The sequence below is a fragment of the Streptomyces sp. NPDC042638 genome (assembly GCF_040647235.1).
GTDB classification, from domain to species: Bacteria; Actinomycetota; Actinomycetes; order Streptomycetales; family Streptomycetaceae; genus Streptomyces; species Streptomyces rameus.
Genome location: NZ_JBEZBT010000017.1, coordinates 107,364 through 127,700, shown reverse-complemented (window position 1 = coordinate 127,700; position 20,337 = coordinate 107,364). Strand labels below are relative to the sequence as shown.

The 20,337-nt window shown below is 72.5% G+C and carries 18 protein-coding genes, 1 tRNA gene and 1 pseudogene; 12 read left to right on the top strand and 8 right to left on the bottom strand.

The features are described from left to right. Positions 1-25: 25 nt before the first annotated feature. Positions 26-2,518, top strand: a complete 2,493-nt coding sequence (locus AB0B40_RS16800; RefSeq protein WP_362264221.1) for a phosphoribosyltransferase — start codon at positions 26-28, stop codon at positions 2,516-2,518. Next, positions 2,518-3,372, top strand: a complete 855-nt coding sequence (locus AB0B40_RS16795) for an HAD family hydrolase (RefSeq protein WP_345047060.1) — start codon at positions 2,518-2,520, stop codon at positions 3,370-3,372. The genes AB0B40_RS16800 and AB0B40_RS16795 overlap by 1 nt, the downstream gene beginning before the upstream one ends. On the opposite strand, the gene AB0B40_RS16790 is transcribed toward AB0B40_RS16795, so the two are convergent. Further along, positions 3,369-3,587, bottom strand: a complete 219-nt coding sequence (locus AB0B40_RS16790; protein ID WP_345047059.1) for a zinc ribbon domain-containing protein — start codon at positions 3,585-3,587, stop codon at positions 3,369-3,371. The two genes, AB0B40_RS16795 and AB0B40_RS16790, sit on opposite strands and share 4 nt — an antisense overlap. 209 nt (positions 3,588-3,796) lie before the next feature. On the opposite strand from AB0B40_RS16790, the gene AB0B40_RS16785 reads away from it, so the two are divergent. From AB0B40_RS16785 to AB0B40_RS16775, 3 genes are all read left to right on the top strand, one after another. Further along, complete coding sequence (locus AB0B40_RS16785; RefSeq protein ID WP_345047058.1) at positions 3,797-5,989, top strand: transglycosylase domain-containing protein; 2,193 nt, start codon at positions 3,797-3,799, stop codon at positions 5,987-5,989. A gap of 43 nt (positions 5,990-6,032) precedes the next feature. After that, positions 6,033-7,328 (top strand): hypothetical protein, encoded by a 1,296-nt coding sequence (locus AB0B40_RS16780; RefSeq protein WP_345047057.1) that lies wholly within the window; start codon positions 6,033-6,035, stop codon positions 7,326-7,328. Between the two features lie 187 nt (positions 7,329-7,515). Beyond that, entirely contained in the window at positions 7,516-8,616 is a 1,101-nt protein-coding gene (locus tag AB0B40_RS16775) for an amidase domain-containing protein (protein WP_362264232.1), read from the top strand. On the opposite strand, the gene AB0B40_RS16770 is transcribed toward AB0B40_RS16775, so the two are convergent. Both AB0B40_RS16770 and AB0B40_RS16765 read right to left on the bottom strand, forming a co-directional pair. After that, positions 8,604-9,194 (bottom strand): DUF4383 domain-containing protein, encoded by a 591-nt coding sequence (locus AB0B40_RS16770; protein ID WP_345047056.1) that lies wholly within the window; start codon positions 9,192-9,194, stop codon positions 8,604-8,606. The two genes, AB0B40_RS16775 and AB0B40_RS16770, sit on opposite strands and share 13 nt — an antisense overlap. 81 nt (positions 9,195-9,275) lie before the next feature. After that, positions 9,276-10,670, bottom strand: a complete 1,395-nt coding sequence (locus tag AB0B40_RS16765) for a hypothetical protein (RefSeq protein WP_362264218.1) — start codon at positions 10,668-10,670, stop codon at positions 9,276-9,278. A 202-nt stretch (positions 10,671-10,872) separates the two neighbouring features. Between AB0B40_RS16765 and AB0B40_RS16760 the strand changes: the two genes are divergently transcribed. Next, positions 10,873-10,944, top strand: a tRNA-Val gene (locus tag AB0B40_RS16760). Positions 10,945-10,994: 50 nt separating this feature from the next. On the opposite strand, the gene AB0B40_RS16755 is transcribed toward AB0B40_RS16760, so the two are convergent. Together AB0B40_RS16755 and AB0B40_RS16750 are read right to left on the bottom strand one after the other, a co-directional pair. Then, positions 10,995-11,345, bottom strand: coding sequence for a hypothetical protein (locus tag AB0B40_RS16755; protein WP_362264216.1), 351 nt, complete (start codon positions 11,343-11,345; stop codon positions 10,995-10,997). Positions 11,346-11,441: 96 nt separating this feature from the next. Further along, complete coding sequence (locus tag AB0B40_RS16750; protein WP_362264214.1) at positions 11,442-12,341, bottom strand: 2-dehydropantoate 2-reductase; 900 nt, start codon at positions 12,339-12,341, stop codon at positions 11,442-11,444. A 94-nt stretch (positions 12,342-12,435) separates the two neighbouring features. Between AB0B40_RS16750 and AB0B40_RS16745 the strand changes: the two genes are divergently transcribed. The 3 genes from AB0B40_RS16745 to AB0B40_RS16735 all read left to right on the top strand — a co-directional run bounded on the left by AB0B40_RS16745 (position 12,436) and on the right by AB0B40_RS16735 (position 14,015). Next, complete coding sequence (locus AB0B40_RS16745; protein WP_345047050.1) at positions 12,436-12,702, top strand: DUF2277 domain-containing protein; 267 nt, start codon at positions 12,436-12,438, stop codon at positions 12,700-12,702. Between the two features lie 118 nt (positions 12,703-12,820). Beyond that, complete coding sequence (locus AB0B40_RS16740; RefSeq protein ID WP_362264212.1) at positions 12,821-13,273, top strand: DoxX family protein; 453 nt, start codon at positions 12,821-12,823, stop codon at positions 13,271-13,273. A gap of 127 nt (positions 13,274-13,400) precedes the next feature. After that, positions 13,401-14,015, top strand: coding sequence for a VTT domain-containing protein (locus AB0B40_RS16735; RefSeq protein WP_345047048.1), 615 nt, complete (start codon positions 13,401-13,403; stop codon positions 14,013-14,015). A gap of 56 nt (positions 14,016-14,071) precedes the next feature. Here the strand turns inward: AB0B40_RS16735 and AB0B40_RS16730 are convergent, their stop codons facing one another. After that, positions 14,072-14,716, bottom strand: coding sequence for an HNH endonuclease family protein (locus AB0B40_RS16730; protein WP_345047045.1), 645 nt, complete (start codon positions 14,714-14,716; stop codon positions 14,072-14,074). A gap of 386 nt (positions 14,717-15,102) precedes the next feature. Here AB0B40_RS16730 and AB0B40_RS16725 point away from each other — a divergent pair, with 386 nt between their 5' ends. Both AB0B40_RS16725 and AB0B40_RS16720 read left to right on the top strand, forming a co-directional pair. Beyond that, on the top strand, positions 15,103-15,684 hold the full coding sequence (locus tag AB0B40_RS16725; protein ID WP_345047044.1) for a TMEM165/GDT1 family protein: 582 nt from the start codon (positions 15,103-15,105) through the stop codon (positions 15,682-15,684). 217 nt (positions 15,685-15,901) lie between these two features. Beyond that, positions 15,902-16,570: an HAD-IA family hydrolase gene (locus tag AB0B40_RS16720; RefSeq protein WP_345047042.1), complete on the top strand. Its 669-nt coding sequence runs from the start codon at positions 15,902-15,904 to the stop codon at positions 16,568-16,570. Between the two features lie 260 nt (positions 16,571-16,830). On the opposite strand, the gene AB0B40_RS16715 is transcribed toward AB0B40_RS16720, so the two are convergent. Then, positions 16,831-17,751, bottom strand: coding sequence for a peptidoglycan-binding protein (locus tag AB0B40_RS16715; RefSeq protein WP_362264209.1), 921 nt, complete (start codon positions 17,749-17,751; stop codon positions 16,831-16,833). 129 nt (positions 17,752-17,880) lie between these two features. On the opposite strand from AB0B40_RS16715, the gene AB0B40_RS16710 reads away from it, so the two are divergent. Further along, positions 17,881-19,923, top strand: a complete 2,043-nt coding sequence (locus AB0B40_RS16710) for an MDR family MFS transporter (RefSeq protein WP_362264207.1) — start codon at positions 17,881-17,883, stop codon at positions 19,921-19,923. Here the strand turns inward: AB0B40_RS16710 and AB0B40_RS16705 are convergent. Continuing rightward, positions 19,907-20,230 (bottom strand): annotated as a pseudogene (locus AB0B40_RS16705) (GNAT family N-acetyltransferase); the annotation flags it as partial. The gene AB0B40_RS16710 and the pseudogene AB0B40_RS16705 sit on opposite strands and share 17 nt — an antisense overlap. Positions 20,231-20,337: the final 107 nt, after the last annotated feature.

Genomic DNA, 20,337 nt, shown 5'->3' with positions numbered 1-20,337 from the left:
CTTTCGCCACCTCTCCAAGGAACGCATGAAGAACGCAGTGAACGACGAGGTCTGGTCCGGCAGCTGGGTCGCCGAGCGGCTCGGGGTCGCACTCGTGGGCGACGACGGGCTGCCGGCCCTGCTGGGGCTCGCGCTGCGCCGCAACCCCAAGCGGGCCCACCTGCTGGTCTCGAACGTCCTCGGCAAGCACGTCCCCCAGTCGCCGTCCGTCGTCTACGACCACGGCCTGCGCCTCGGCCGTCGCGTCCGTGACCTGCTCGGTGAGGAGGAGGCGGCCACCGCGGTCGTCCTCGGCTACGCGGAGACCGCGACCGGACTGGGCCACGCGGTCGCCGACGGCCTGGGCCGTACGCCGTACCTGCACTCCACGCGGCGGCCGGTGCCCGGGGTCGCCCCCGCGGGCGGGTTCGAGGAGTCGCACTCCCACGCCACCTCGCATCTGCTGCTGCCGGAGGACCCCGCCCTGCTGGCCGGCGAGGGGCCGCTGGTCCTGGTCGACGACGAGTTCTCGACCGGCAACACGGTGCTCAACACCATCCGTGACCTGCATGAGCGCCATCCGCGGCGGCGGTACGTCGTGGTCGCCCTGGTCGACATGCGTACGCCCGGGGACCGCACCCGGCTGGAACGGTTCGCCGGGGAGATCGGAGCGCGGGTGGATCTGGTCGCCACGGCGTCCGGGACCGTACGGCTGCCGGAGGGTGTGCTGGAGAAGGGGCGCGAGCTGGTCGCCCGGTGCGAGTCCGCCGGGAGCGGGTCCCTCCCGGCCGGCGGCGCCCACGCGGCGGGGCCGCACGACGTGCCGTCCGGCGGCCCCGGGAGAGCGAACCAGCCGAGCCGTGTCGATCTCCACTGGCCCGCCGGCCTCCCCGACGGCGGCCGGCACGGCTTCACCCCCGCCCATCGCGCCCGCCTCGAAGCCGCGCTGCCCGCCATGGCCGCGCGTATCGGCGACGCCCTGCCCGCCGGGGCCCGGCGCGTCCTCGTCCTCGGCTGCGAAGAGCTGATGTACGCCCCCCTGCGCCTCGCCCACCAGCTGGAGCGGGCCACGGACGCCGAGGTGCGCTTCTCCACCACCACCCGCTCGCCCGTCCTCGCGGTCGACGACCCCGGCTACGCGATCCGCACCCGCCTGGTCTTCCCGGCCCACGACGACCCGGCCGACGGCCCCGGCGAGCGCTACGCCTACAACGTCGCCGGCGGCGGCTTCGACGCCGTCGTCGCCGTGGTGGACTCCGTCGCCGACACCCCCGCCCTGCACGCGCCCGACGGCCTGCTGGCCCGCCTGGCCGCGCACGCCCCGCACGTCCTGCTCGCGGTCGTACCGTCGTACGTCCCGCACGCTCCCGAAAGGCCGGCCATGCTGCCCGAGCCCCTCCGCGGCCCCGCATTCTCCTCGTACGCGCCGGAGGAGGTCGGCTGGCTGCTCCAGGACCTCTCCGCCGTCACGCTGGAGGCGCCGACCGAGGAGCGGGAGGAGGCCATCCAGCGCGGCGGCGCGCACTACGCCGAGTCGCTGCCGGTGGAGTACCAGCCCAGCGAGCGGTACCAGGAGCTGTTCCACGCGGCCCTGGAGGTGTCCGCGGCCCGGATCGCGCAGGCCGTCGGCGCGGTCACCGAGACGGTGATCGCCGAGCGGTCGCCCCGCCCGGTACTGGTCTCCCTCGCCCGCGCGGGCACCCCGGTCGGCGTTCTGATGCGCCGCTGGGCACAGTTCCGCCACGGGCTCGACCTGCCGCACTACGCCGTGTCGATCGTGCGCGGCCGGGGCATCGACGCCAATGCCCTGCGCTGGCTCGCCGACCGGCACGACCCCCGGGACGTCGTCTTCGTCGACGGCTGGACCGGCAAGGGCGCCATCACCCGCGAACTCGCCGGGGCGGTCGAGGAGTTCGAGGCGACGGAGGGCATCAGCGGGTTCGACCCGGAGATCGCCGTCCTCGCCGACCCCGGCTCCTGCGTGCGCACCTACGGCACCCGCGAGGACTTCCTCATCCCCTCCGCCTGCCTGAACTCGACGGTCTCCGGCCTCGTCTCGCGTACGGTCCTGCGCGCCGACCTGGTCGGTCCGCACGACTTCCACGGCGCGAAGTTCTACCGCGAACTCGCCGGCGCCGACGTCTCCGGGATCTTCCTGGACGCCGTCTCCGCCCGCTTCCCCGAGGTCGCCGACAGCGTCGGGGAGGCGGTCAAGGAGCTGCTGGCCGCCGACCGCACCCCGACCTGGGCGGGCTGGCGGGCGGTCGAGCGGATCAGCGAGGAGTACGGCATCCACGACGTGAACCTGGTCAAGCCCGGCGTCGGCGAGACCACCCGGGTGCTGCTGCGCCGGGTGCCGTGGAAGATCCTCGCCCGGGCGGGGGCCGGCGCCGACCTGGACCACGTACGGCTGCTCGCCGGGCAGCGCGGGGTGCCGGTCGAGGAGGTCGGCGACCTGCCCTACACCTGCGTCGGGCTGATCCACCCCGAGTACACCCGGGGCGCCACCGGCGCCGACGGCAGGGCGGTGAACCTCTGATGACGGTGCTGGTGGCCAGCGACCTCGACCGCACGCTCATCTACTCGGCGGCGGCCCTCGCCCTGACCATGCCCGACGCCAGGGCGCCCCGGCTGCTGTGCGTGGAGGTCCACGAGGCCAGGCCGCTCTCCTACATGACGGAGACCGCGGCCCGGCTGCTGACCGACCTCGGCGACACGGCCGTCTTCGTGCCGGCCACGACCCGCACCCGCAAGCAGTACCAGCGCATCAACCTGCCCGGTCCGCCGCCGAAGTACGCGATCTGCGCCAACGGCGGGCATCTGCTGGTCGACGGGGTCACGGACGCCGACTGGCACGGACGCGTGCAGGCACGGCTCGCCGACGAGTGCGCGCCGCTCGCGGAGATCGGCGAGCACCTGCTGCGCTCCGCCGACCCGGTGTGGGTGCGCAAGCACCGGATCGCCGAGGACCTGTTCGCCTACCTCGTGGTCGAGCGTGAGCTGCTGCCCGGGGACTGGGTGAAGGAGCTGGCGGTGTGGGCGGAGAACCGGGGCTGGACGGTGTCCTTGCAGGGCCGGAAGATCTACGCCGTCCCGAAGCCGCTCACCAAGAGCGCGGCCGTCCGCGAGCTGGCCCGCCGCACCGGCGCGGAGCTGACCCTGGCCGCCGGGGACTCGCTGCTCGACGCCGACCTGCTGCTGGCCGCGGACCGCGGCTGGCGCCCCGGCCACGGCGAGCTGGCGGACGCCGGCTGGAGCGCGCCGGAGGTCAGCGCGCTCCCGGAGCGGGGTGTGCTGGCGGGGGAGCGGATCCTCAGGGAGTTCCTGAGAGCCACCCGCACGGCCGCCCAGGGTCTTCCGTCCGCTTGGAATGATCCGAACGAGCGGTCCTAGCCGCAGCAGCCGCCTCCGCAGCACCCGCCGGCCCCGCCGCCCCGCTGGGCCGGCGCGGGGGCGTTCGACACGCCGCCCACGGCCACCGTCGACAGCAGCTTCACCGTGTCGTCGTGGCCCGCGGGGCACTCGGCGGGGGCGGCGGACTCCGCCATCGGGCGGCTGAGTTCGAACGTGTCGCCGCAGGTTCGGCAGCGATACTCGTAGCGAGGCATGTGCCCAGGTTAGCCGCAGGGGACCGGCCGGGGGCATCTCAATGTTTCATGAGTGTTGCTTTCTATCCGGCATATGTGCAGGGCATTCGAAAACGTTACTGATAATTTGTGAAGGCCGTTGCGAGGATGCTCAGCTCACCCGCGCGAGCAAGACGAGTGCGGAGGGAGACGCAGGAGTGACCAATGCGTCGCAGGGGGAGGGCGGCCCCATGGGGGATGGCCGTGGCGAGGAGCCGTCGGGCGCCGACGAGACCCTGCATCTGAGAGTCGACGCCCTCAGGGCCGACGAGACGATGCAGTTGCGCGTGCCCGCGCCGCCGGAGCCGCCCGCTCCGGGCGGCGGCCGGGCCGAGCGCAGGCGCAGCACGCGCTCCGCCGGGCGCGAGAAGGCCTGGGCCGCCGCCGCGGTGGCGGCCGCCGCCCGCCTGCTGGGCCCGCTGGCGCCGTACGCGCGCCGGGCAGCCCGCTGGGCGCGCCGCCTGAAGCCGGTCTATCCGCGCCCCGGGCGCACCGGCTGGCGCCGCTGGATGCCCTCCTGGCGCCAGTGGATCGGCGCCGTCCTGACCTCGTTCGGCCTCCTCGGAGCGTTCCTCGTCACCGCGTACGCGATGACGGACATACCGAGCAATCTGAACTCGTACGCGACGCAGCAGGACAACGTCTACTTCTGGTCCGACGGCACGCCCATGGCCCGCACCGGCTGGGTGCAGCGGCAGGCGATGCCGCTGAAGGACATACCCGAGGACGTCCGCTGGGCGGTGCTCGCCGCGGAGAACGAGAGTTTCTACTCGGACCCGGGCATATCCGCCAAAGGCATCACCCGGGCGCTGTTCCGCACGGTGGGCGAGGGGGACACCGAGGGTGGATCAACCATTACCCAGCAGTACGTGAAGAATGTTTACCTGACCCAGAATCAGACGATCAGCCGCAAATTCACCGAAGCGATGATCTCGCTCAAGCTCGACAACAAGATGAGCAAGGACGAGATCCTCGAGGGCTATCTCAACACCAGCTGGTTCGGCCGCGGCACCTACGGCATCCAGCGCGCCGCCCAGGCCTACTACGGCAAGGACGTCGGCAAGCTCAACGCCTCCGAGGCGGCCATGCTCGCCTCGCTGCTCAAGGGCGCCGGTCTCTACGACCCCACACTCAGCAAGGCCAACCACGCGCGGGCCGTGGAACGGTGGTCCTGGATCCTGGACCGCATGGTCAAGATCGGCAAGCTGTCCCCGGCGGAACGGGCCAGGTTCACCAAGTTCCCCGACCCGCTCAAGACCAACCCGCTGTACGACACCGGTGAGCAGAGCGACTACCTGGTGGAGCTGGCCGCCCAGTACGCCAGGAAGGCCGGGCACCTGACGGACAAGCAGTTCGACCTGGGCGGCTACCAGATCTACACGACCTTCGACCGCAAGCGGGAGCGCGCGCTCACGGACGCCGTCACCAAGGCCCGCAAGGAGGCCCGCGCGGACGACCCGGCAGTGGCGAAGGACGGGCACTACGGCGCCTCCTCGGTGGCCGCGGACGGCCGGATCCTCGCCGTCTACGGCGGCCCGGACCACCGTAAGCAGGGCTACAACGAGTCCAACGCGACCACGGTCCCGGCCGGCAGCGCGTTCCTGCCGTTCGTCTACGCCGCCGGACTGGAACACGGCGTGCACAAGACGCGCAGCGGGCCCGCCACCCCGGTCACCCCGGACAGCGTCTACGACGGCGACGACGCCGTGCCCGTCACCACGCCCGAGGGGCCGTACTGGGACCGCAGCGGCAAGAAGGTCGCCGCGCACAACGACGGCGGGAAGTCGTACGGGCAGATCACCCTGCGCGAGGCGCTCGCGAAGTCGGTCAACACCCCGTTCATGCAGCTCGGCATGGACGCGGGCCTGGACCAGGTGCGCCAGACCGCCGAGGCGACCGGGCTGCTGCCCTCCAGCATCGGCCCCCAGGTGCCCGCCCTGTCCCTGGGCAACTCCACGCCCAGCGCGATCCGGATGGCCAGCGGCTACGCCACCTTCGCCGCCGGAGGCAACCACACCGAGCCGTACTCGGTGCGCCGGATCACCCGCAACGGCGCCCCGGTCGCCCTGGCCACCCCGCGCCCGAAGCGCGCCGTCGGCGCCACGGTGGCCGAGCAGGTCACGGAGGCGCTCACCGACTCCTTCCGCACGGCCCACCCCGGCACGGCGGCCGTCCGCTCCGGGGTGTCCGGGAAGGCGGGCACCACCGACAAGGGCACGGCATCCTGGTACGTCGGCACGGCCGACTCCGTGTCCACCGCGGTCGTCGTCTACCGGATCGACCTGGCCAAGTCCCTGGAGCCGCTGCCGCTCAAGGGACTGGCCGGTACGCCCGCCGACAGCGTTCCGTATGCCCTCTGGTCGGCCGCGACGGGACTCGGCTGAGCCGTGGCCCGTCCACCCTCCCCTTCCGCAGAATGAGCCGCGCATGCCCCGCAAGATGTCGTCGTCAGGCCGTCGTCGAGCCCCCCGCAGCCGCATGGTGCCCCGTGCCACCCGGCCACAGGTCCTGACGCTCGCCGCCCTCCTCGTCGTGGCCTCGCTGGTGGCCGGGTTCCTGGCGCTGTCCGGCACGGACGGCAGCGGCACACCGGCGGGCGCGGCCGACGAGAAGCCCAGGACCGCGCCGAAGGCCAGCCCGACGCCGCAGTGGGACGGCAGGACCAGGATCCTCGGGGACGGCTCCACCTCCTACACCGGCCCGCAGAAGGGGCAGTTGGCGGCGAAGCCGCTCAAACCCGGCGAGAAGCCGCCCCAGTTCGTGGTCTTCTCCTGGGACGGCGCGCTGGAGGGCGGCGACCACCTGTTCTCGCACTACCGGGAGCTGGCCCAGCAGTACGACGCCCACATGACCTTCTTCCTCACGGGTATCTACCTGCTGCCCAAGAGCAAGAAGGCCCAGTACCACGGCCCCATGCACTCCCCGGGCGACGCCGCGATCGACTACGCCACCGACGAGCACATCCGCACCACGCTGGAGCAGCTGGGCGAGGCGTACAAGGACGGCAACGAGATCGGCACCCACTTCAACGGCCACTTCTGCGGCGCCAAGGGCGGCGGGGACTGGAGCGTGGAGGAGTGGAAGAGCGAGATCGACCAGTTCTACTCCTTCGTGGAGCGCTGGAAGACCAACACCGGCTTCAAGGACGTCCCGGCGCTGCCCTTCGACTTCAAGAAGGAGGTCACCGGCGGCCGGGCGCCCTGCCTGGAGGGCCAGAAGAACCTGCTGAAGGCCATCAAGGGCTACGGCTGGCGCTACGACGCCAGTTCGCCGGGCGACTTCCAGATATGGCCGGCGAAGAAGAACGGCATATGGGACTTCCCGCTGCAGATGCTGCCGTACGAGAGCGGCAAGTACCAGGGCCTGTCCATGGACTTCAACTTCCTGTACAACCAGTCCGGCGGGGAGACCCAGGGCGACCCCGCCAAGTTCCCCCAGTGGGAACAGCAGACGGTCGACTCCTACATGGCCGGCTTCAACCGGGTGTACTACGGAAGCCGGGCGCCGCTGTTCGTGGGCAACCACTTCGAGAACTGGAACGGCGGTATCTACATGAAGTCCATCGACCAGGTGGTCAAGAACGTGTGCACCAAGAAGGGCGTCAAGTGCGTGTCCTTCAAGGAGCTGGCCGACTGGCTCGACGTGCAGAAGCCGCAGACGCTGGCCGCCCTGCGCACCCTCGACCCGGCCCAGTCGCCGGACTGGTCGGCGGTCGTCAAGTAACAAGTCAGCGCCGGGGGTTCCACTTGTGCAACCCCCTTCACAACCGCCGCTCCGGTCATGCGAAGATGCCCCTCTCCCGGTATGAGTACCGGCGTAGAGGGGAACATCATTGAAATCTAGAAGACTGAGCCGTAAGCGGAGCCGTACCGCCATAGTCACCGCCGCGGCCGCCTCGGTGGTCGCCGGTGTGGCCCTGGTGCCCAACTGGAGCGCGGGCGCGGCGGTGACCGACGACCCGACGGTGGACGCGGCCACCAAGGCGACCTTCCAGCGGCTGGCAGACGCGGTCTTCACCGACCGCACGCAGACCCTGGTGCAGGGTGCCGGCCAGGCGGAGACCCGGCACACGTCGGGCTTCTCCGGGTCCGTGCGCCTGTCCGGCGGGCAGACGCAGGAGCAGAAGTCCGCGCTGGACGAGCTGCGCGACCGCCGCAGCCGGCTCGCCCGGCTGGGTGAGTCCTACCGCGCGGGCAGCACCAAGGTCACGCTCGACGCCACTCAGGTCAAGGGCCGGCACGCCAAGGTCGCCGTCACCGAGAGCACGACGCTCACCTACGACAAGACCAAGGCCGACAGCCCGAAGTCGACCGGCTTCCAGGCGCACCACGAACTGACCTTCACGGCCGACCGGCACGGCAACTGGCAGCTCACCGGCATCCAGGACACCGACCAGGGCTACCTCGCGGTGAACCAGGTGGCCAAGCCCGAGGTCGCCAAGGTGAAGACCGCCACGGACGACGGCCCGCCGAGCGCGGCCCGCTCGGCCACCACCTGGCCGGCGCCGGCCAACAGGAAGAACTTCACCGCGACCGGGTACGACTACAAGGCCATGGTGTCGTACGCGGCCAAGTACTGGGACAAGTACAACCCCGACTACCCGGACTTCAACGGGCAGGGAGCCGGCGGTGACTGCACCAACTTCGTCAGCCAGGCCCTGAAGGCCGGCGGCTGGAAGCACGTGCCGGGCTACACCGACGACTTCCACAAGTGGTTCGGCAACTCCGAGATCCAGTCGGACTCGTTCGTCGGTGTCAACGAGTTCTCCTGGTTCGCCCTGTCCTCGAAGCGGGCCACCAGCCTCGCCAACGTCTACCAGCTGGACATCGGCGACGTGCTCCAGATGGACTTCAACCGGGACGGGTCCAAGGACCACTCGATGATCGTCACGTACCGTGACGGCCGGGGCGTGCCGTACGTCAGCTACCACTCGACCAACACCTACAACAGGTCGGTGGCCAGCCTCGTCGCCTCCTACCCGACCGCGGCGTTCTACGCCTACCGGACCTGATCCGGCGGCGGGCCCTGCCGCTCCCGCCCTTCCCGCAGCTCGGCCTGTGTGCGCCGCTCGTGCGGGGAGGGCTCCGGGTGGCGAGCCCGCCAGTACGGGTTGTCGTGCGGCAGCACCGAGCCGACCCGGCCGTACATGCCGAAGGTCATCAGCAGCAGGCCCACGATGAAGCTGAAGAACACGTTCTGGATCTTGAACGCCAGGAAGTTGCTGTCGGTGTCCAGCAGGCCGAGGAACAGGAAGCCGTTCAGCAGGAACAGCACGCCGAGGATCATGTTCAGGGTCGAGGCGAAGTTCCCCCCGATCACCATGCCGGCCAGAAGCAGTGCGCCGATGCAGATCGACAGCACACTGAGCGCGCCGTTGCTGTTCAGTCCCGCGACCATGTTGCCGCCGGTGTTGAAGAAGCCGATCTGGTCGATCAGGCCCAGGATGCCGAAGGCGACCAGGAAGGCGCCGATCAGGCCCGCGCCGACCCGGTAGACCGTGTTGAGCCGGTGGTCGACGGGCAGGTGGTCGTCCAACCGCATGCGCCGGCTCTCTGCGGCGTTCCTCGTACGCACTGAGTGTGTGGCCATGTCCGCCTCCCGCGGGCGCCGCCGGATGCCGTCCGTCCCTTCAATATCCGCCTGCTCCGGCCCACCGGCAACACGCACCGCTCAGTGCCCGTGGCCGCGGTCCTCGCGGATCTGCGCCACCACCCGCGCCACCGTCTGCCGCACCCCTTCCGTCTCGGTCAGGAAGTGCCAGTAGTCCGGGTGCCGCTCCTCCAGCGTGCCGATCGCCCGCTCCAGCCGGGCCACGGCGTCGTCCAGCGGCCGTGCGTGCCGCGGATCGGGGGTCGTACGGCCCGTCATGGCCAGCCGCTGCGCGTCCCGGATCGCGAACCGGGACCGCTCGATCTCCGCCCGCGGGTCCTTCTGCACCGCGTTCAGCCTGGTCAGCCGGTCTCCGGCGGCCGACACCGCGTCGTCGGTGGTGTTCAGCAGCGCCCGTACGGTCGACAGCAGCGAGGCGGCGTCCGCCCACCGCTGGGCGTCCCGCGCCGTCTGCGCCTCCCGGAGCTTCAGCTCGGCCTGCCGCACGTTCTCCGACGCCAGCCCGGGCACCTGCTGCAGATCCTGCCAGCAGGCGGCGGCGAACCGGCGCCGCAGCTCGCTGAGCACCGGCTCCACCTGTCCGGCCCGGGTGGTCAGCGCCTGCGCCCTGGTCCGCAGGGACACCAGCCGGTGGTCGATCTCGGCGGCCCGCTCCGGCAGCCGCTCGGCCTCGGCGCGGATCGCCCCGGCCTCCCGCTGCACCCGCTCGGCCCGCTCCAGCGTGGCCTGCACCCCGTGCTGCCCGGCGCCCTGGTTCAGCCGCGTCAGCTCCGGGGACAGGGCCGCCAGGCGGGCGGCCAGGTCATCGGCCCGCAGGTTCTTCTCCCGTACGGCGTCCAGGGCGTTGCTCGCGGCCAGCAGTGACTGCCGGGCCCGCTCCACGGCGGGGGCCAGCCGGGCCAGCTGGGTCTCCGCCTTGCCCAGCAGCGGTCCGAGCGAGCCGCCGAACCGGTCCAGTTCCTGCCGGACCCGCAGCAGTTCGTCCTTGGCCGCGGTCAGTTCGGCGCGGGCCCGGGCCGCCGATCCGGCCTCCAGGTCGTCCCGGTCCAGGTCATGGGCGTCCACGGCCTCGATGTACTGGCGGCTGACCTCGTCGATCCGGTTCCCGAGCGCCTCGAAGCCGGAGACCGCGCGCCGGGCGGCGGCGGAGTCGTCCACCGCCGAGATGGTCTCGACGGAGATCCGCAGATCCCGCTGGGCGGTGTCGAGTTCGTAGAACGCCGCCGCCGCCGCGTCCTTCGCGGCCTGCGCCTCGGCCCGCTGGCTCTCCGCCCGCCCGCCGAACCAGCGCCGGGTGCCGCCGCCGGCGAACGAGGCGGCCAGCACCGGTGCGGCCAGCAGCGGCAGCACCAGCAGGCTGAGGGTGTCGCGCAGGGCGGAGCGGGCGTGCCGGGCCCGGTGGGCGGACGGCGGCGGGTACGGCGGTGTCGCTGGCGTGCCCGGTGTCGCCGTCACATCCCTCTCCCGTGCTGTGGTTCGCCCTGGGTGGTGTCATTCTCCCACCCGTTGAAGACGAACACACGGGCCGGTCAGTTCGCCGTGAACACCGTGACTTTCCCGGCCGGGCGCGCACCGGCGGCCGGTGCGCGCCCCGGTGGGGCGGGCAGGACGGTTTGCGGTGCGGCCCACCGGGCGATGTAGGCTGTCGACCTGTCCCGGGTGCGTAGCTCAGGGGTAGAGCGCCTGCCTTACAAGCAGGATGTCGGCGGTTCGAAACCGTCCGCGCCCACAGGGTCCGGCCCCTCGGAGAACTCCGAGGGGCCGGTTCGTTTCTCCCCTTTACTCCCTCTGCTCCTCCCGCGCCGTCTCCTCGCGGACGTGTTTCAGCCGCGTGCGGGCCTCGACGCGGTCCCCCGCCGCGACCTCGGCCCAGAAGCGGTGCGTACTGACGAAGACCGCCAGCTCGTGCTCGCGCCGCCGCAGCTTCTCCACCTCGGCCTGCTCGTCCTCCGACCAGCCGGGGGACGCGGGCCGCTCCACCTTGCGCCAGCCGGTGTCGTCACTGAAGCCGTCCATCGGCTCGACCGACCAGGGCAACCGCTTGAGCAGGGCCGACAGCTCGGCCCGGACCTGATGCAGCTCCTCCTGGCCGGCGAGGAGGTCACTGGGGAATTCATAGGTCGTAGCCACGCGGCAATGCTACGCCTGTTCGATTTTGGGTGGCGAGGCCGATCGGGCCACCAGGGCCATGTTCAGCCGAACGGGTGGCGGCGGTGCCGGGCCCGCTCAGTGACCGGCCTCCCGCAGCTCCCGTACCAGCCGTGCCGTCACCGGCACCGGTACGCCGTACCGCTCGGCCGCCCGGAGCAACGCGCCGCCGATCGCGTCGAGTTCGAGCGGCCGGCCCGCCTCGGCGTCACGCTGCATGGACGACTTGGCGGCCGGCGGGAAAGCGTCGTACCGGGCGAGGGCCCGGGCCGGGTCGGCCGGGGCGCCACAGGCGAGGCCGACCGCGGCGGACTCGGCCACCAGCGCCTCCAGCTCCGCGCGGTGACGGGTGCGGGCCTCGCCCAGCGGTACGCCGTAGCGGGTGGTGAGCAGGGCGAACGGCGCGAGGAACGCCATCTTGGCCCACAGCGCCGACGTCTCGTCACCGGCCACGCGCGCGGTCGTCCCGGCGGCCGTGAGCCGGTCGGCCAGGGCTTCGAGGCGGCCCCGGGGCACTCCGTCGCCGGCCAGGTCGATCTCCGTGAACGGGCTGCCGTGTTCGATCACGCCCGGGGCGATCCGGGTGGACTCCACGCGGATCACGGCCGGGGCGACCCGGTCGGGGCGGAAGGCCGCGCGCAGGGCGGCGGGGTGCTCGACGCCGTTCAGGAGCGGTACGACCAGGGCGTCGCCGAGGGCCGAGCGCGGGACCCGGGTCAGGGCGGCGTCGAGCGCGGTGTGCTTGACGGTGATCAGGCAGGCGTCCACCGGCTCGCGCAGCTCGGTGTCCGCCTCGACGGGAGCCGTGAAGTCACCGAACTGGGGGCTGTGGACCGTGATGCCGCCGCCGCGCAGGGCGTCGGCCGTGGCCTCCCGGGCCAGGCAGATCACGCGGTGGCCGGAGCGGGAGAGCAGGGCGGCGAGCAGGCCGCCGGTGCCGCCGGGGCCGAGGACGGCCACGGTGAACGGGTGCGTCATGAAGTTGTCCCTTTCGACGGTCGGCCCCGGGAGTCGGTGGCCGCCTTCGCCGTGATCCTCGCAGGGGCCCGCAGGGGCGCGCCAGACTGGGGACATGTGCCGGAGCATCAAGACATTGCGAGCGCCCGCGCTGCCGGGTGAGGCCACCGACGAGGACATCCGCGCGGCCGCGCTGCAGTACGTACGGAAGGTCTCGGGTTTCCGGGCCCCCGCCGCCCACAACCGCGAGGTCTTCGACGAGGCGGTGGCCGCCGTGGCCCGCGCCACGGCGGACCTGCTCGGCGGTCTGGAGGTACGGGGCCATCCCGCCCGGGGCGCCGACCACGGTGCCGGTGAGGGCGGCCCAGTGGCTGGATGTTGAACTTGCAAGCATTGATTAGGTTCCCCTAACCTAGTGCTCCATTCGGTACCGCCGCCCCCACGACCGGCCCGCTCAGTCCCCGGCCGGCCCGACAGACACCGAAGAGGAGTCCTCCCTCATGTCCGCTCGTCTCAACTCCGCCCAGCCCTACGCCCTCGGGGCCTTCCGCATCGTCGTCGGCCTGCTCTTCACCGTGCACGGCGCCGCCTCCCTGTTCGGCGTCCTCGGCGGTGCCGCCGGCACCGGCGGCACGATCCCGGCCGGCACCTGGCCCGGCTGGTACGCGGCCGTGATCCAGCTGGTCGCCGGCGCCCTGGTGCTGCTCGGCCTCGGCACCCGCGGTGCCGCGCTGATCGCCTCCGGCTCGATGGCGTACGCCTACTTCGACGTCCACCAGCGGGCCGCTCTGTGGCCCATACAGAACGGCGGCGAGCTGTCGGTGCTGTTCTGCTGGGCGTTCCTCCTGCTGGTCTTCACCGGCTCCGGCGCCTTCGGCCTGGACCGGCTCGTCGGCCGGCGCACGGCGGCGGACGGCGAGCCCGCGGCGGAGCAGGCCCCCCTGACGGTCTGACCGCCCGCGCACCCGGCCACCCCGCGGTGAACGTCCCGTAATCACCCCGCCCACCCCCCGAGCATCTCCCGTCACACCCCCGGCGTACGCTGTATGGCTGTCCAACGGGGGAGTGACGGGAGTCGTCGTGTTCGAAAGCGTGGGTGCGCTCGCGGCCGGGCCATGGATCTATGCCGTGGTGGCCGTGTCGGTGCTGCTCGACGTGTTCCTGCCGGTGCTGCCCAGCGGTGTGCTGGTCATCACCGCCGGCACGGCGGCGGCGGCGGGTTCCGGCGCGGCGACGGGCCGGGTCCCGCACGAGGTGCCGGACATCCTGGCCCTGATCCTGTCCGCGGCGACCGCCTCGGTCCTCGGCGACCTCGTGGCCTACCGGCTGGCCTGGCGGGGCGGGGAGCGGCTGGACCGGGCGATAGCCCGCTCCCGGCGGCTGACCAGCGCGCAGGAACGTCTCGGCGAAGCGCTCGCCCGGGGTGGTGGCGCGCTGGTCGTCCTGGCCCGCTTCGCCCCCGCCGGCCGCTCGGTCGTCTCCTTCTGTGCGGGCGCGGCCCATCGACGTGCCCGCGACTTCCTGCCCTGGTCGGCGCTGGCCGGCCTGTCCTGGGCCGCGTACAGCGTGGCCCTCGGCTACTACGGCGCCCAGTGGCTGGGCGCGACCTGGCTGGCCACCGGGGTCTCGGTGGCCGCGCTGTTCGCCGCGGGCGCGGCGGCGGGCTACGTGATGCGCCGCCGGCCGGTTTCCTGACGGGGCGGCGCCGTGGCGCCCGAGGGCATGCGGCGCCGCCCCGCGGTGCCGGAGCCTCAGCAGCCGGCCAGGTAGTTCGTGAGCGCGCTCTTCTCGGCCGGGTCGACCGAGAGGTTGTAGTAGTACTTCACCTGAACCCAGGCGCGGACGTAGGTGCAGCGGTAGTCGGTGCGGGACGGCATCCAGGTGGCCGGGTCCTGGTCGCCCTTGGCCTGGTTGACGTTGTCGGTGACCGCGAGGAGCTGGGGGCGGGTGACGTCGTTGGCGAAGCCCTGCCGCTGGGCGGTGGTCCACTTGCCGGCCCCGGAGTCCCAGGCTTCGGCGAGCGGCACGAGGTGGTCGATGTCCACGTCGGAGGCGGCGGTCCAGGTGGCGCCGTCGTACGGGGAGTACCAGCTGCCGCTGGTGGCGGCGCAGGCGGAGTCGGTGACGACGTTCGAGCCGTCCCGCTTGAGGATCCACTCGCGGGTGTTGCAGGTGCCGGAGATGGTGATCCAGGTCGGGAAGAGGCTGCGGTCGTAGCCGGTGCGGTTCTCGGTGGCCACGGTGAGCTGGGAGAGGTAGCTGCGGGCGGTGGCGCCGCTGACCGGCGTGGGGAGGGCGGCGGAGGCGCTCGGGGAGTTGAACAGGGCGACGGAGGCCAGCAGACCGGTGAGGGCCGCGAGTATGCTCGTCCGTCGACGCGCGTAGAACCTGGACATGCGTGAACTCCCTTGTGGGGTGGGGGTGTTGGGCACGAGCGAGGGAATGCTCGCGGGGTCGTGTGGCCGGGGGGTGAGCGCTCGGTAAGAAGCTAGTGACGCGTCCATGTCACTACAAGGTTTACGAGCGAACTTTCACATCCCGTACGATGGGAGGCGCAGAAGGGGAGTAGCTCTTCGCCGGACCGTCGACATACTGCTCAGCGAGCCTGAGCCGGCGCCCGGAGGCGGACCCGCGAGTTTCCTCGAGGACCGCCAGCGAGACCTTCGGCAAGCAGTGCACGCCCGTGCCCCCCGGCGCGGGCGCCGTGTGCGCTGCCGTGCCGAGGTGTCATCGTGTGACGTACCGCACTCTCGGCGGGGCAGCCCCGACCGATTGAGGGACCTTGATCAGCATCACCGTGACGGCGCTCGTCTTCGGCGTCATCTTTCTCGCCGAACTGCCGGACAAGACCGCGCTCGCCGGCCTCGTCCTCGGCACCCGCTACCGCGCCTCGTACGTCTTCGCGGGCGTCGCCGCCGCCTTCCTGCTGCACGTCGTGCTCGCCGTGGCGGCCGGCAGTGTGCTCACCCTGCTGCCGCAGCAGATCGTGCACGCCCTCACCGGCGTCCTCTTCCTCGGCGGTGCCGCGGTGCTGCTGCTGAAGAAGGACGAAGGGGAGGAAGAGGTGGAGAAGCCCGCCGACCAGTCCTTCTGGAGGGTCGCGGGTACGGGCTTCATGCTCATCCTCGTCGCCGAGTTCGGCGATCTCACCCAGATCATGACCGCCAACCTCGCCGCCCGCTACGACGACCCGCTCTCCGTCGGCCTCGGCGCCGTGCTCGGCCTGTGGGCCGTCGCCGGACTCGGCATCGTCGGCGGGAAAGCCCTGATGAGGCGGGTGCCGCTGCGGCTGATCACGCAGATCGCGGCGCTGCTGATGCTGGCGCTCGGCGTGTGGAGTCTGTGGGAGGCCGTGAGCGGCTGACCGGGCGGCTGCCTCGGCGGCTGACCGAACGGCCGAGCTGAACGGCTGAGCTGAACGGCGGATGAATGCTCGCCGGGTCGGTGGCGGGAACAGGGCTTGTTTTGTACCGTGGAGAAACAAAGTGGCTCCCGCCCGTTTTCCCTGACCGGCGGGCGGGGCCGCCTTGTGCCTCCCGCCGTCCCTTCCGACACGGGTCTTCACGTATCTGGAGCTGCCGATGCCGGCCACTGCCACCCCCGCCGTCCTCACCGCCCGCGCCCTCCTGCTCGACATGGACGGCACCCTGGTCAACTCGGACGCCGTGGTCGAGCGCATCTGGCGGAGCTGGGCCGAGCGGCACGGGCTGGACGGCGACGAGGTGATGAAGGTCGTGCACGGCCGGCAGGGTCATGCCTCCATGGCCGTGCTCCTGCCCGACCGGCCCGTCGAGCAGAACCTCGCGGACAACGCCCGCATGCTCGCCGAGGAGACCGCCGACACCGACGGCGTGATCGAGATCCCCGGCGCCGGGGCCTTCCTCGCCGCGCTGGAGGGGCTCCCGCACGCGCTGGTGACCTCCGCCGACCTCGCCCTGGCCACCGCACGCATGCACGCCGCCGGGCTGCCCCTGCCCGCGGTCCGCGTCACCGCCGAGTCGGTGGGCGCGAGCAAGCCCGACCCCGAGGGCTTCCTCAAGGGCGCCGCCGAACTGGGCGTCGACCCGGCCGACTGCATCGTCTTCGAGGACTCCGGCGCGGGGATCGCGGCGGGGCGCGCCGCGGGGATGCGGGTCGTGGGCGTCGGCCCGCGAGCCGTCGTCCACGGGCCGGACGTGGCTGTGCCGGACCTCACTCGGGTGCGGGTGGAGGCGGTGGCGGGCGGCACGGTTCGGCTGCGCCTGGGCTGAGGGGGGCAACGGTGCCGGTGGCCAGGTGTCGTCGGCTTGGTGCCGTCGGCATGGTGCCGTCGGCATGGTGCCGTTGGCTGGGGTCGGGGTTCGGGTGCGGGTGTGTTGTGGCTGGTCGCGCAGTTCCCCGCGCCCCTGGGGAGTTGCGGCGGGCCGGTGTTCGGGTGGTGCCGTTGGCTGGGTGCGGGTGCGTTGTGGCTGGTCGCGCAGTTCCCCGCGCCCCTGGGGAGGTGCGGCGGGCCGGTGTTCCCTCGGGCTGGTCATGGGGTCGTCGTCTCGGATTCCAGGGCTTTCCGGGTTGCCGGGCCGTACTCGCCCAGCGGGTCGCTCAGGATGCCCCGGGCTAGCTGGTAGGTGCGTACGGCGTCCTCCACCGGGCGGGTGAAGGTGCCGTCGACCGGATCGGCGTAGAGGTTCAACTGCCGCAGGCGCAGCTGGAGTTCGGTGACCTCCGGGCCCGTGTCGCCGCGCCGCAGCACCGGTGCCACGGCGGGTGTGGTCCGCGGGGTGCCGGACACGGTCGTGGACGGGCCGGCCGATGCGGTGGGGGAGGCGCTGCCCGACGCCGTGGCAGACGGTGACGGCGACGGCGACACGGTGGTGGCGGAGGGGCTCGGGTCCGCCGACACCGAGGGGGAGGGGGCCGGCGAGCGGGGTGCGACGGGCGGTTCCGGTGCCGTCACCGGGGCGGGCGCCCGGGTGGTCGCGTCCGGGATGCTCTCCCTGACCTCCTGGGCCGCCGCCCGGTCCCTGGCCGGCGCGTGGTACGAGAACAGCGCGAAACCGGCCGCCGCGACGATCGCCACTCCCGCGCCTCCGGTGGCCAGCAGCACGGTACGACGCGAGCGGCGCCGGGGTCCGCCGTCCTCCCCCGGGCCGTCCGGTACCGGCCCGGCGGCGTCGACGGTCTCGACGGTCTCGTCGGTCCGCTGACCGGACCCGTCCCCCTCCCCCTCCCCCTCCGCCCCCGGGCGCGGTGACGCGGGCGGGGCGGGTGTGTCCGGGAACTCGACATACGGCCGTATCCGCAGGGCGTCGAAGTCCTCCGCCGCTGCCGCCTCGGCCGTGCGTGCCGCGCGCAGCGCCTCGGACGCCCGCTCCGTGCAGTCGCACGACGGCGATCCGTCCGGCCCCCTAGGGGCCCCGCACTCCGGGCACACGGCCCCCTGGCTCCCCGTCACCGTCCGGCCCCTCCCCTCGGGAACTTCAGAGAATATGCGGATCTCCGCCACATCCCCAGGACTCGACAGGCCATAAGCGGTGACACCGATCACGATGGAAGAGGTGCACCCGAGCCCCGGGAGGTCTCCATGGCCCTGGACACGCACGGCACGGCACAGGACGCGAGGAGCGGCGAACGCGTCCCGGGCGGCGTGCTCGTTCCGATCGGCGCCCTGCTGCTGGGGCTGCTGCTCGCCGCCCTCGACCAGACGATCGTGGCGACCGCGCTGCCGACCATCGTGAGCGACCTCGGCGGTCTCGAACACCTCTCCTGGGTCGTCACCGCCTATCTGCTGGCATCGACCGCCGCGACGCCCCTGTGGGGCAAACTCGGCGACCAGTACGGCCGCAAACGGCTCTTCCAGACCGCCATCGTGATCTTCCTGATCGGCTCGGCGCTGTGCGGCATGGCGCAGGACATGCCCCAGCTCATCGCCTTCCGGGCGCTGCAGGGCCTGGGCGGTGGCGGGCTGATCGTCCTGTCCATGGCGATCGTCGGCGACATCGTGCCGCCGCGCGAACGCGGGCGCTACCAGGGGCTGTTCGGTGCGGTCTTCGGCGCGACCAGTGTGCTCGGGCCACTGCTCGGCGGGCTGTTCACCGAGCATCTGAGCTGGCGCTGGGTGTTCTACGTCAACCTGCCCCTGGGGGTGGCCGCCCTGGTGGTGATCGCCGCCGCGCTGCGCATCCCGCGCCGCACCGCCCCCCATGTCATCGACTACCTGGGCACCTTTCTGATCGCCGCCGTCGCCACCTGCCTGGTCCTGGTGGCCTCGCTCGGCGGCACCACCTGGGCGTGGGACTCGGCGCAGATCATCGGACTCGCGGCGCTCGGCGTCGCGCTCGCCGCAGCCTTCGTCGCCGTCGAACGCCGGGCCGCCGAACCGGTCCTGCCGCTCAACCTGTTCCGCGTCCGCACCTTCACCCTGGCCTCCGTCATCAGCTTCATCGTCGGCTTCGCCATGTTCGGCGCGATGACCTACCTGCCGACGTTCCTCCAGGTCGTGCACGGCATCTCGCCGACCCTGTCCGGGGTGCACATGCTGCCGATGGTGGCCGGTCTGCTGCTGTCGTCCACGGTCTCCGGGCAGATCGTCAGCCGTACCGGCCACTGGAAGGTCTTCCCCGTGGCCGGCACCGCCGTCACCACCGTCGGCCTGCTCCTGCTGCACCGGCTCGACGAGTTCAGCACCACCGCCGAGATGAGCGTCTACTTCTTCGTCTTCGGCCTCGGACTCGGCCTGGTCCTTCAGGTACTGGTGCTCATCGTGCAGAACGCCGTGTCGTACGAGGACCTGGGCGTCGCCACCTCCGGCGCCACCTTCTTCCGCTCCATCGGCGCCTCCTTCGGTGTGGCCATCTTCGGCACCGTCTTCGCCGGCCGCCTCGGCGACAAGCTCACCGCCGCCTTCCGGGGCGTACGCCTGCCGCCCGGCGCCGGCGCCGACGCGCTGAAGTCCGACCCCCGGGGCATCGCCGCCCTGCCGCCCACCCTGCGCCCGGCGGCCCTGCACGCGTACGCCTCCGCCATCACCGACGTCTTCCTCTACGCCGTGCCGGTCGCCCTCCTCGGCTTCCTGCTGGCCTGGTTCCTGAAGGAGGACCGGCTGCGCGGCTCGGTCACCGCGCCGGACGCCTCCGAGACCATCCCGCCGAACCCCGTCGAACGCTCCTCCTACGACGAGGTGTGCCGCGCCCTGTCCGTGCTCGGCACCCGCGAGGGCCGCCGCGAGATCTACCGGAAGATCACCGAACGGGCCGGGTACGACCTGCTTCCCGCCGCCAGCTGGCTGCTGCTGCGGGTGCGCCGCTACGGCTCCGTCGAGCCGGGGGTGCTGGCAGAGAGCAGCGCGGTCCCGCTCCAGGCGGTCATGGCCGCCGCCCGGCAGGTGGAGGAGCGGCGGCTCGCCAGGCGCGAGGGCCTGGACCTCACCCTGACCGAGGCCGGGCGCGAGGTCGCCGAACGGCTCGCCAAGGCCCGCGAGGAGTCCCTGGCCGAGCTGCTCGGCGACTGGTGGCGGCCCGACCGCCCGGCCGACCTCACCCAGCTGGTGCGGGAGCTCACCGGCGAGCTGTGCGGCGCCGAGCGCGAGCGCCCGCACGACCGCGGCACGGTCACCCGGCCGGGCTGACCGTGCCGCCGGGCTCGTAGGGGTCGCTGTTGTGCGGGCCGGTCTCGGTGGAGCCGAGGCGGGCGTACAGGGCGCGGGCCTCGACCAGGTCGCCGCGGGTGTCGAGGACGATCCGCCGGGCGCCCGGCGAGCGGGCGGCCCGCTCGGCGGCTGCCACCAGCCGTGCCGCGCCGCCCAGGCCGCGCATCCCCGGCAGCACGAACACCCGGGTCGGCTCGTCGGTGTCCGGGGCGGACAGCCGTACCCCTGCCGAGCCGGCCGGTGTGCCGTCGTACCGCCCGACGAGCAACCGGCCCGTGGGCGGCGCCCGGTGCGTCCGGGCCCCGGACGCCGGGGCGGGCGGCCGTTTGCCGGGCGGGTTCCGGGTCACCCGAAGGGAGAACCGGCCGGCGGGGCCGGTCCGATCGGAAGGCA

Bases quoted from the DNA above. Each gene is read 5' to 3' on its own strand.
- AB0B40_RS16750 (WP_362264214.1), bottom strand. From the start codon at position 12,341: ATGACGCACCCGTTCACCGTGGCCGTCCTCGGCCCCGGCGGCACCGGC.
- AB0B40_RS16740 (WP_362264212.1), top strand. From the start codon at position 12,821: ATGTCCGCTCGTCTCAACTCCGCCCAGCCCTACGCCCTCGGGGCCTTC.
- AB0B40_RS16710 (WP_362264207.1), top strand. From the start codon at position 17,881: ATGGCCCTGGACACGCACGGCACGGCACAGGACGCGAGGAGCGGCGAA.
- AB0B40_RS16800 (WP_362264221.1), top strand. From the start codon at position 26: ATGAAGAACGCAGTGAACGACGAGGTCTGGTCCGGCAGCTGGGTCGCC.
- AB0B40_RS16790 (WP_345047059.1), bottom strand. From the start codon at position 3,587: ATGCCTCGCTACGAGTATCGCTGCCGAACCTGCGGCGACACGTTCGAA.
- AB0B40_RS16770 (WP_345047056.1), bottom strand. From the start codon at position 9,194: ATGGCCACACACTCAGTGCGTACGAGGAACGCCGCAGAGAGCCGGCGC.
- AB0B40_RS16730 (WP_345047045.1), bottom strand. From the start codon at position 14,716: ATGTCCAGGTTCTACGCGCGTCGACGGACGAGCATACTCGCGGCCCTC.
- AB0B40_RS16780 (WP_345047057.1), top strand. From the start codon at position 6,033: ATGCCCCGCAAGATGTCGTCGTCAGGCCGTCGTCGAGCCCCCCGCAGC.
- AB0B40_RS16745 (WP_345047050.1), top strand. From the start codon at position 12,436: ATGTGCCGGAGCATCAAGACATTGCGAGCGCCCGCGCTGCCGGGTGAG.
- AB0B40_RS16795 (WP_345047060.1), top strand. From the start codon at position 2,518: ATGACGGTGCTGGTGGCCAGCGACCTCGACCGCACGCTCATCTACTCG.
- AB0B40_RS16720 (WP_345047042.1), top strand. From the start codon at position 15,902: ATGCCGGCCACTGCCACCCCCGCCGTCCTCACCGCCCGCGCCCTCCTG.
- AB0B40_RS16785 (WP_345047058.1), top strand. From the start codon at position 3,797: ATGGGGGATGGCCGTGGCGAGGAGCCGTCGGGCGCCGACGAGACCCTG.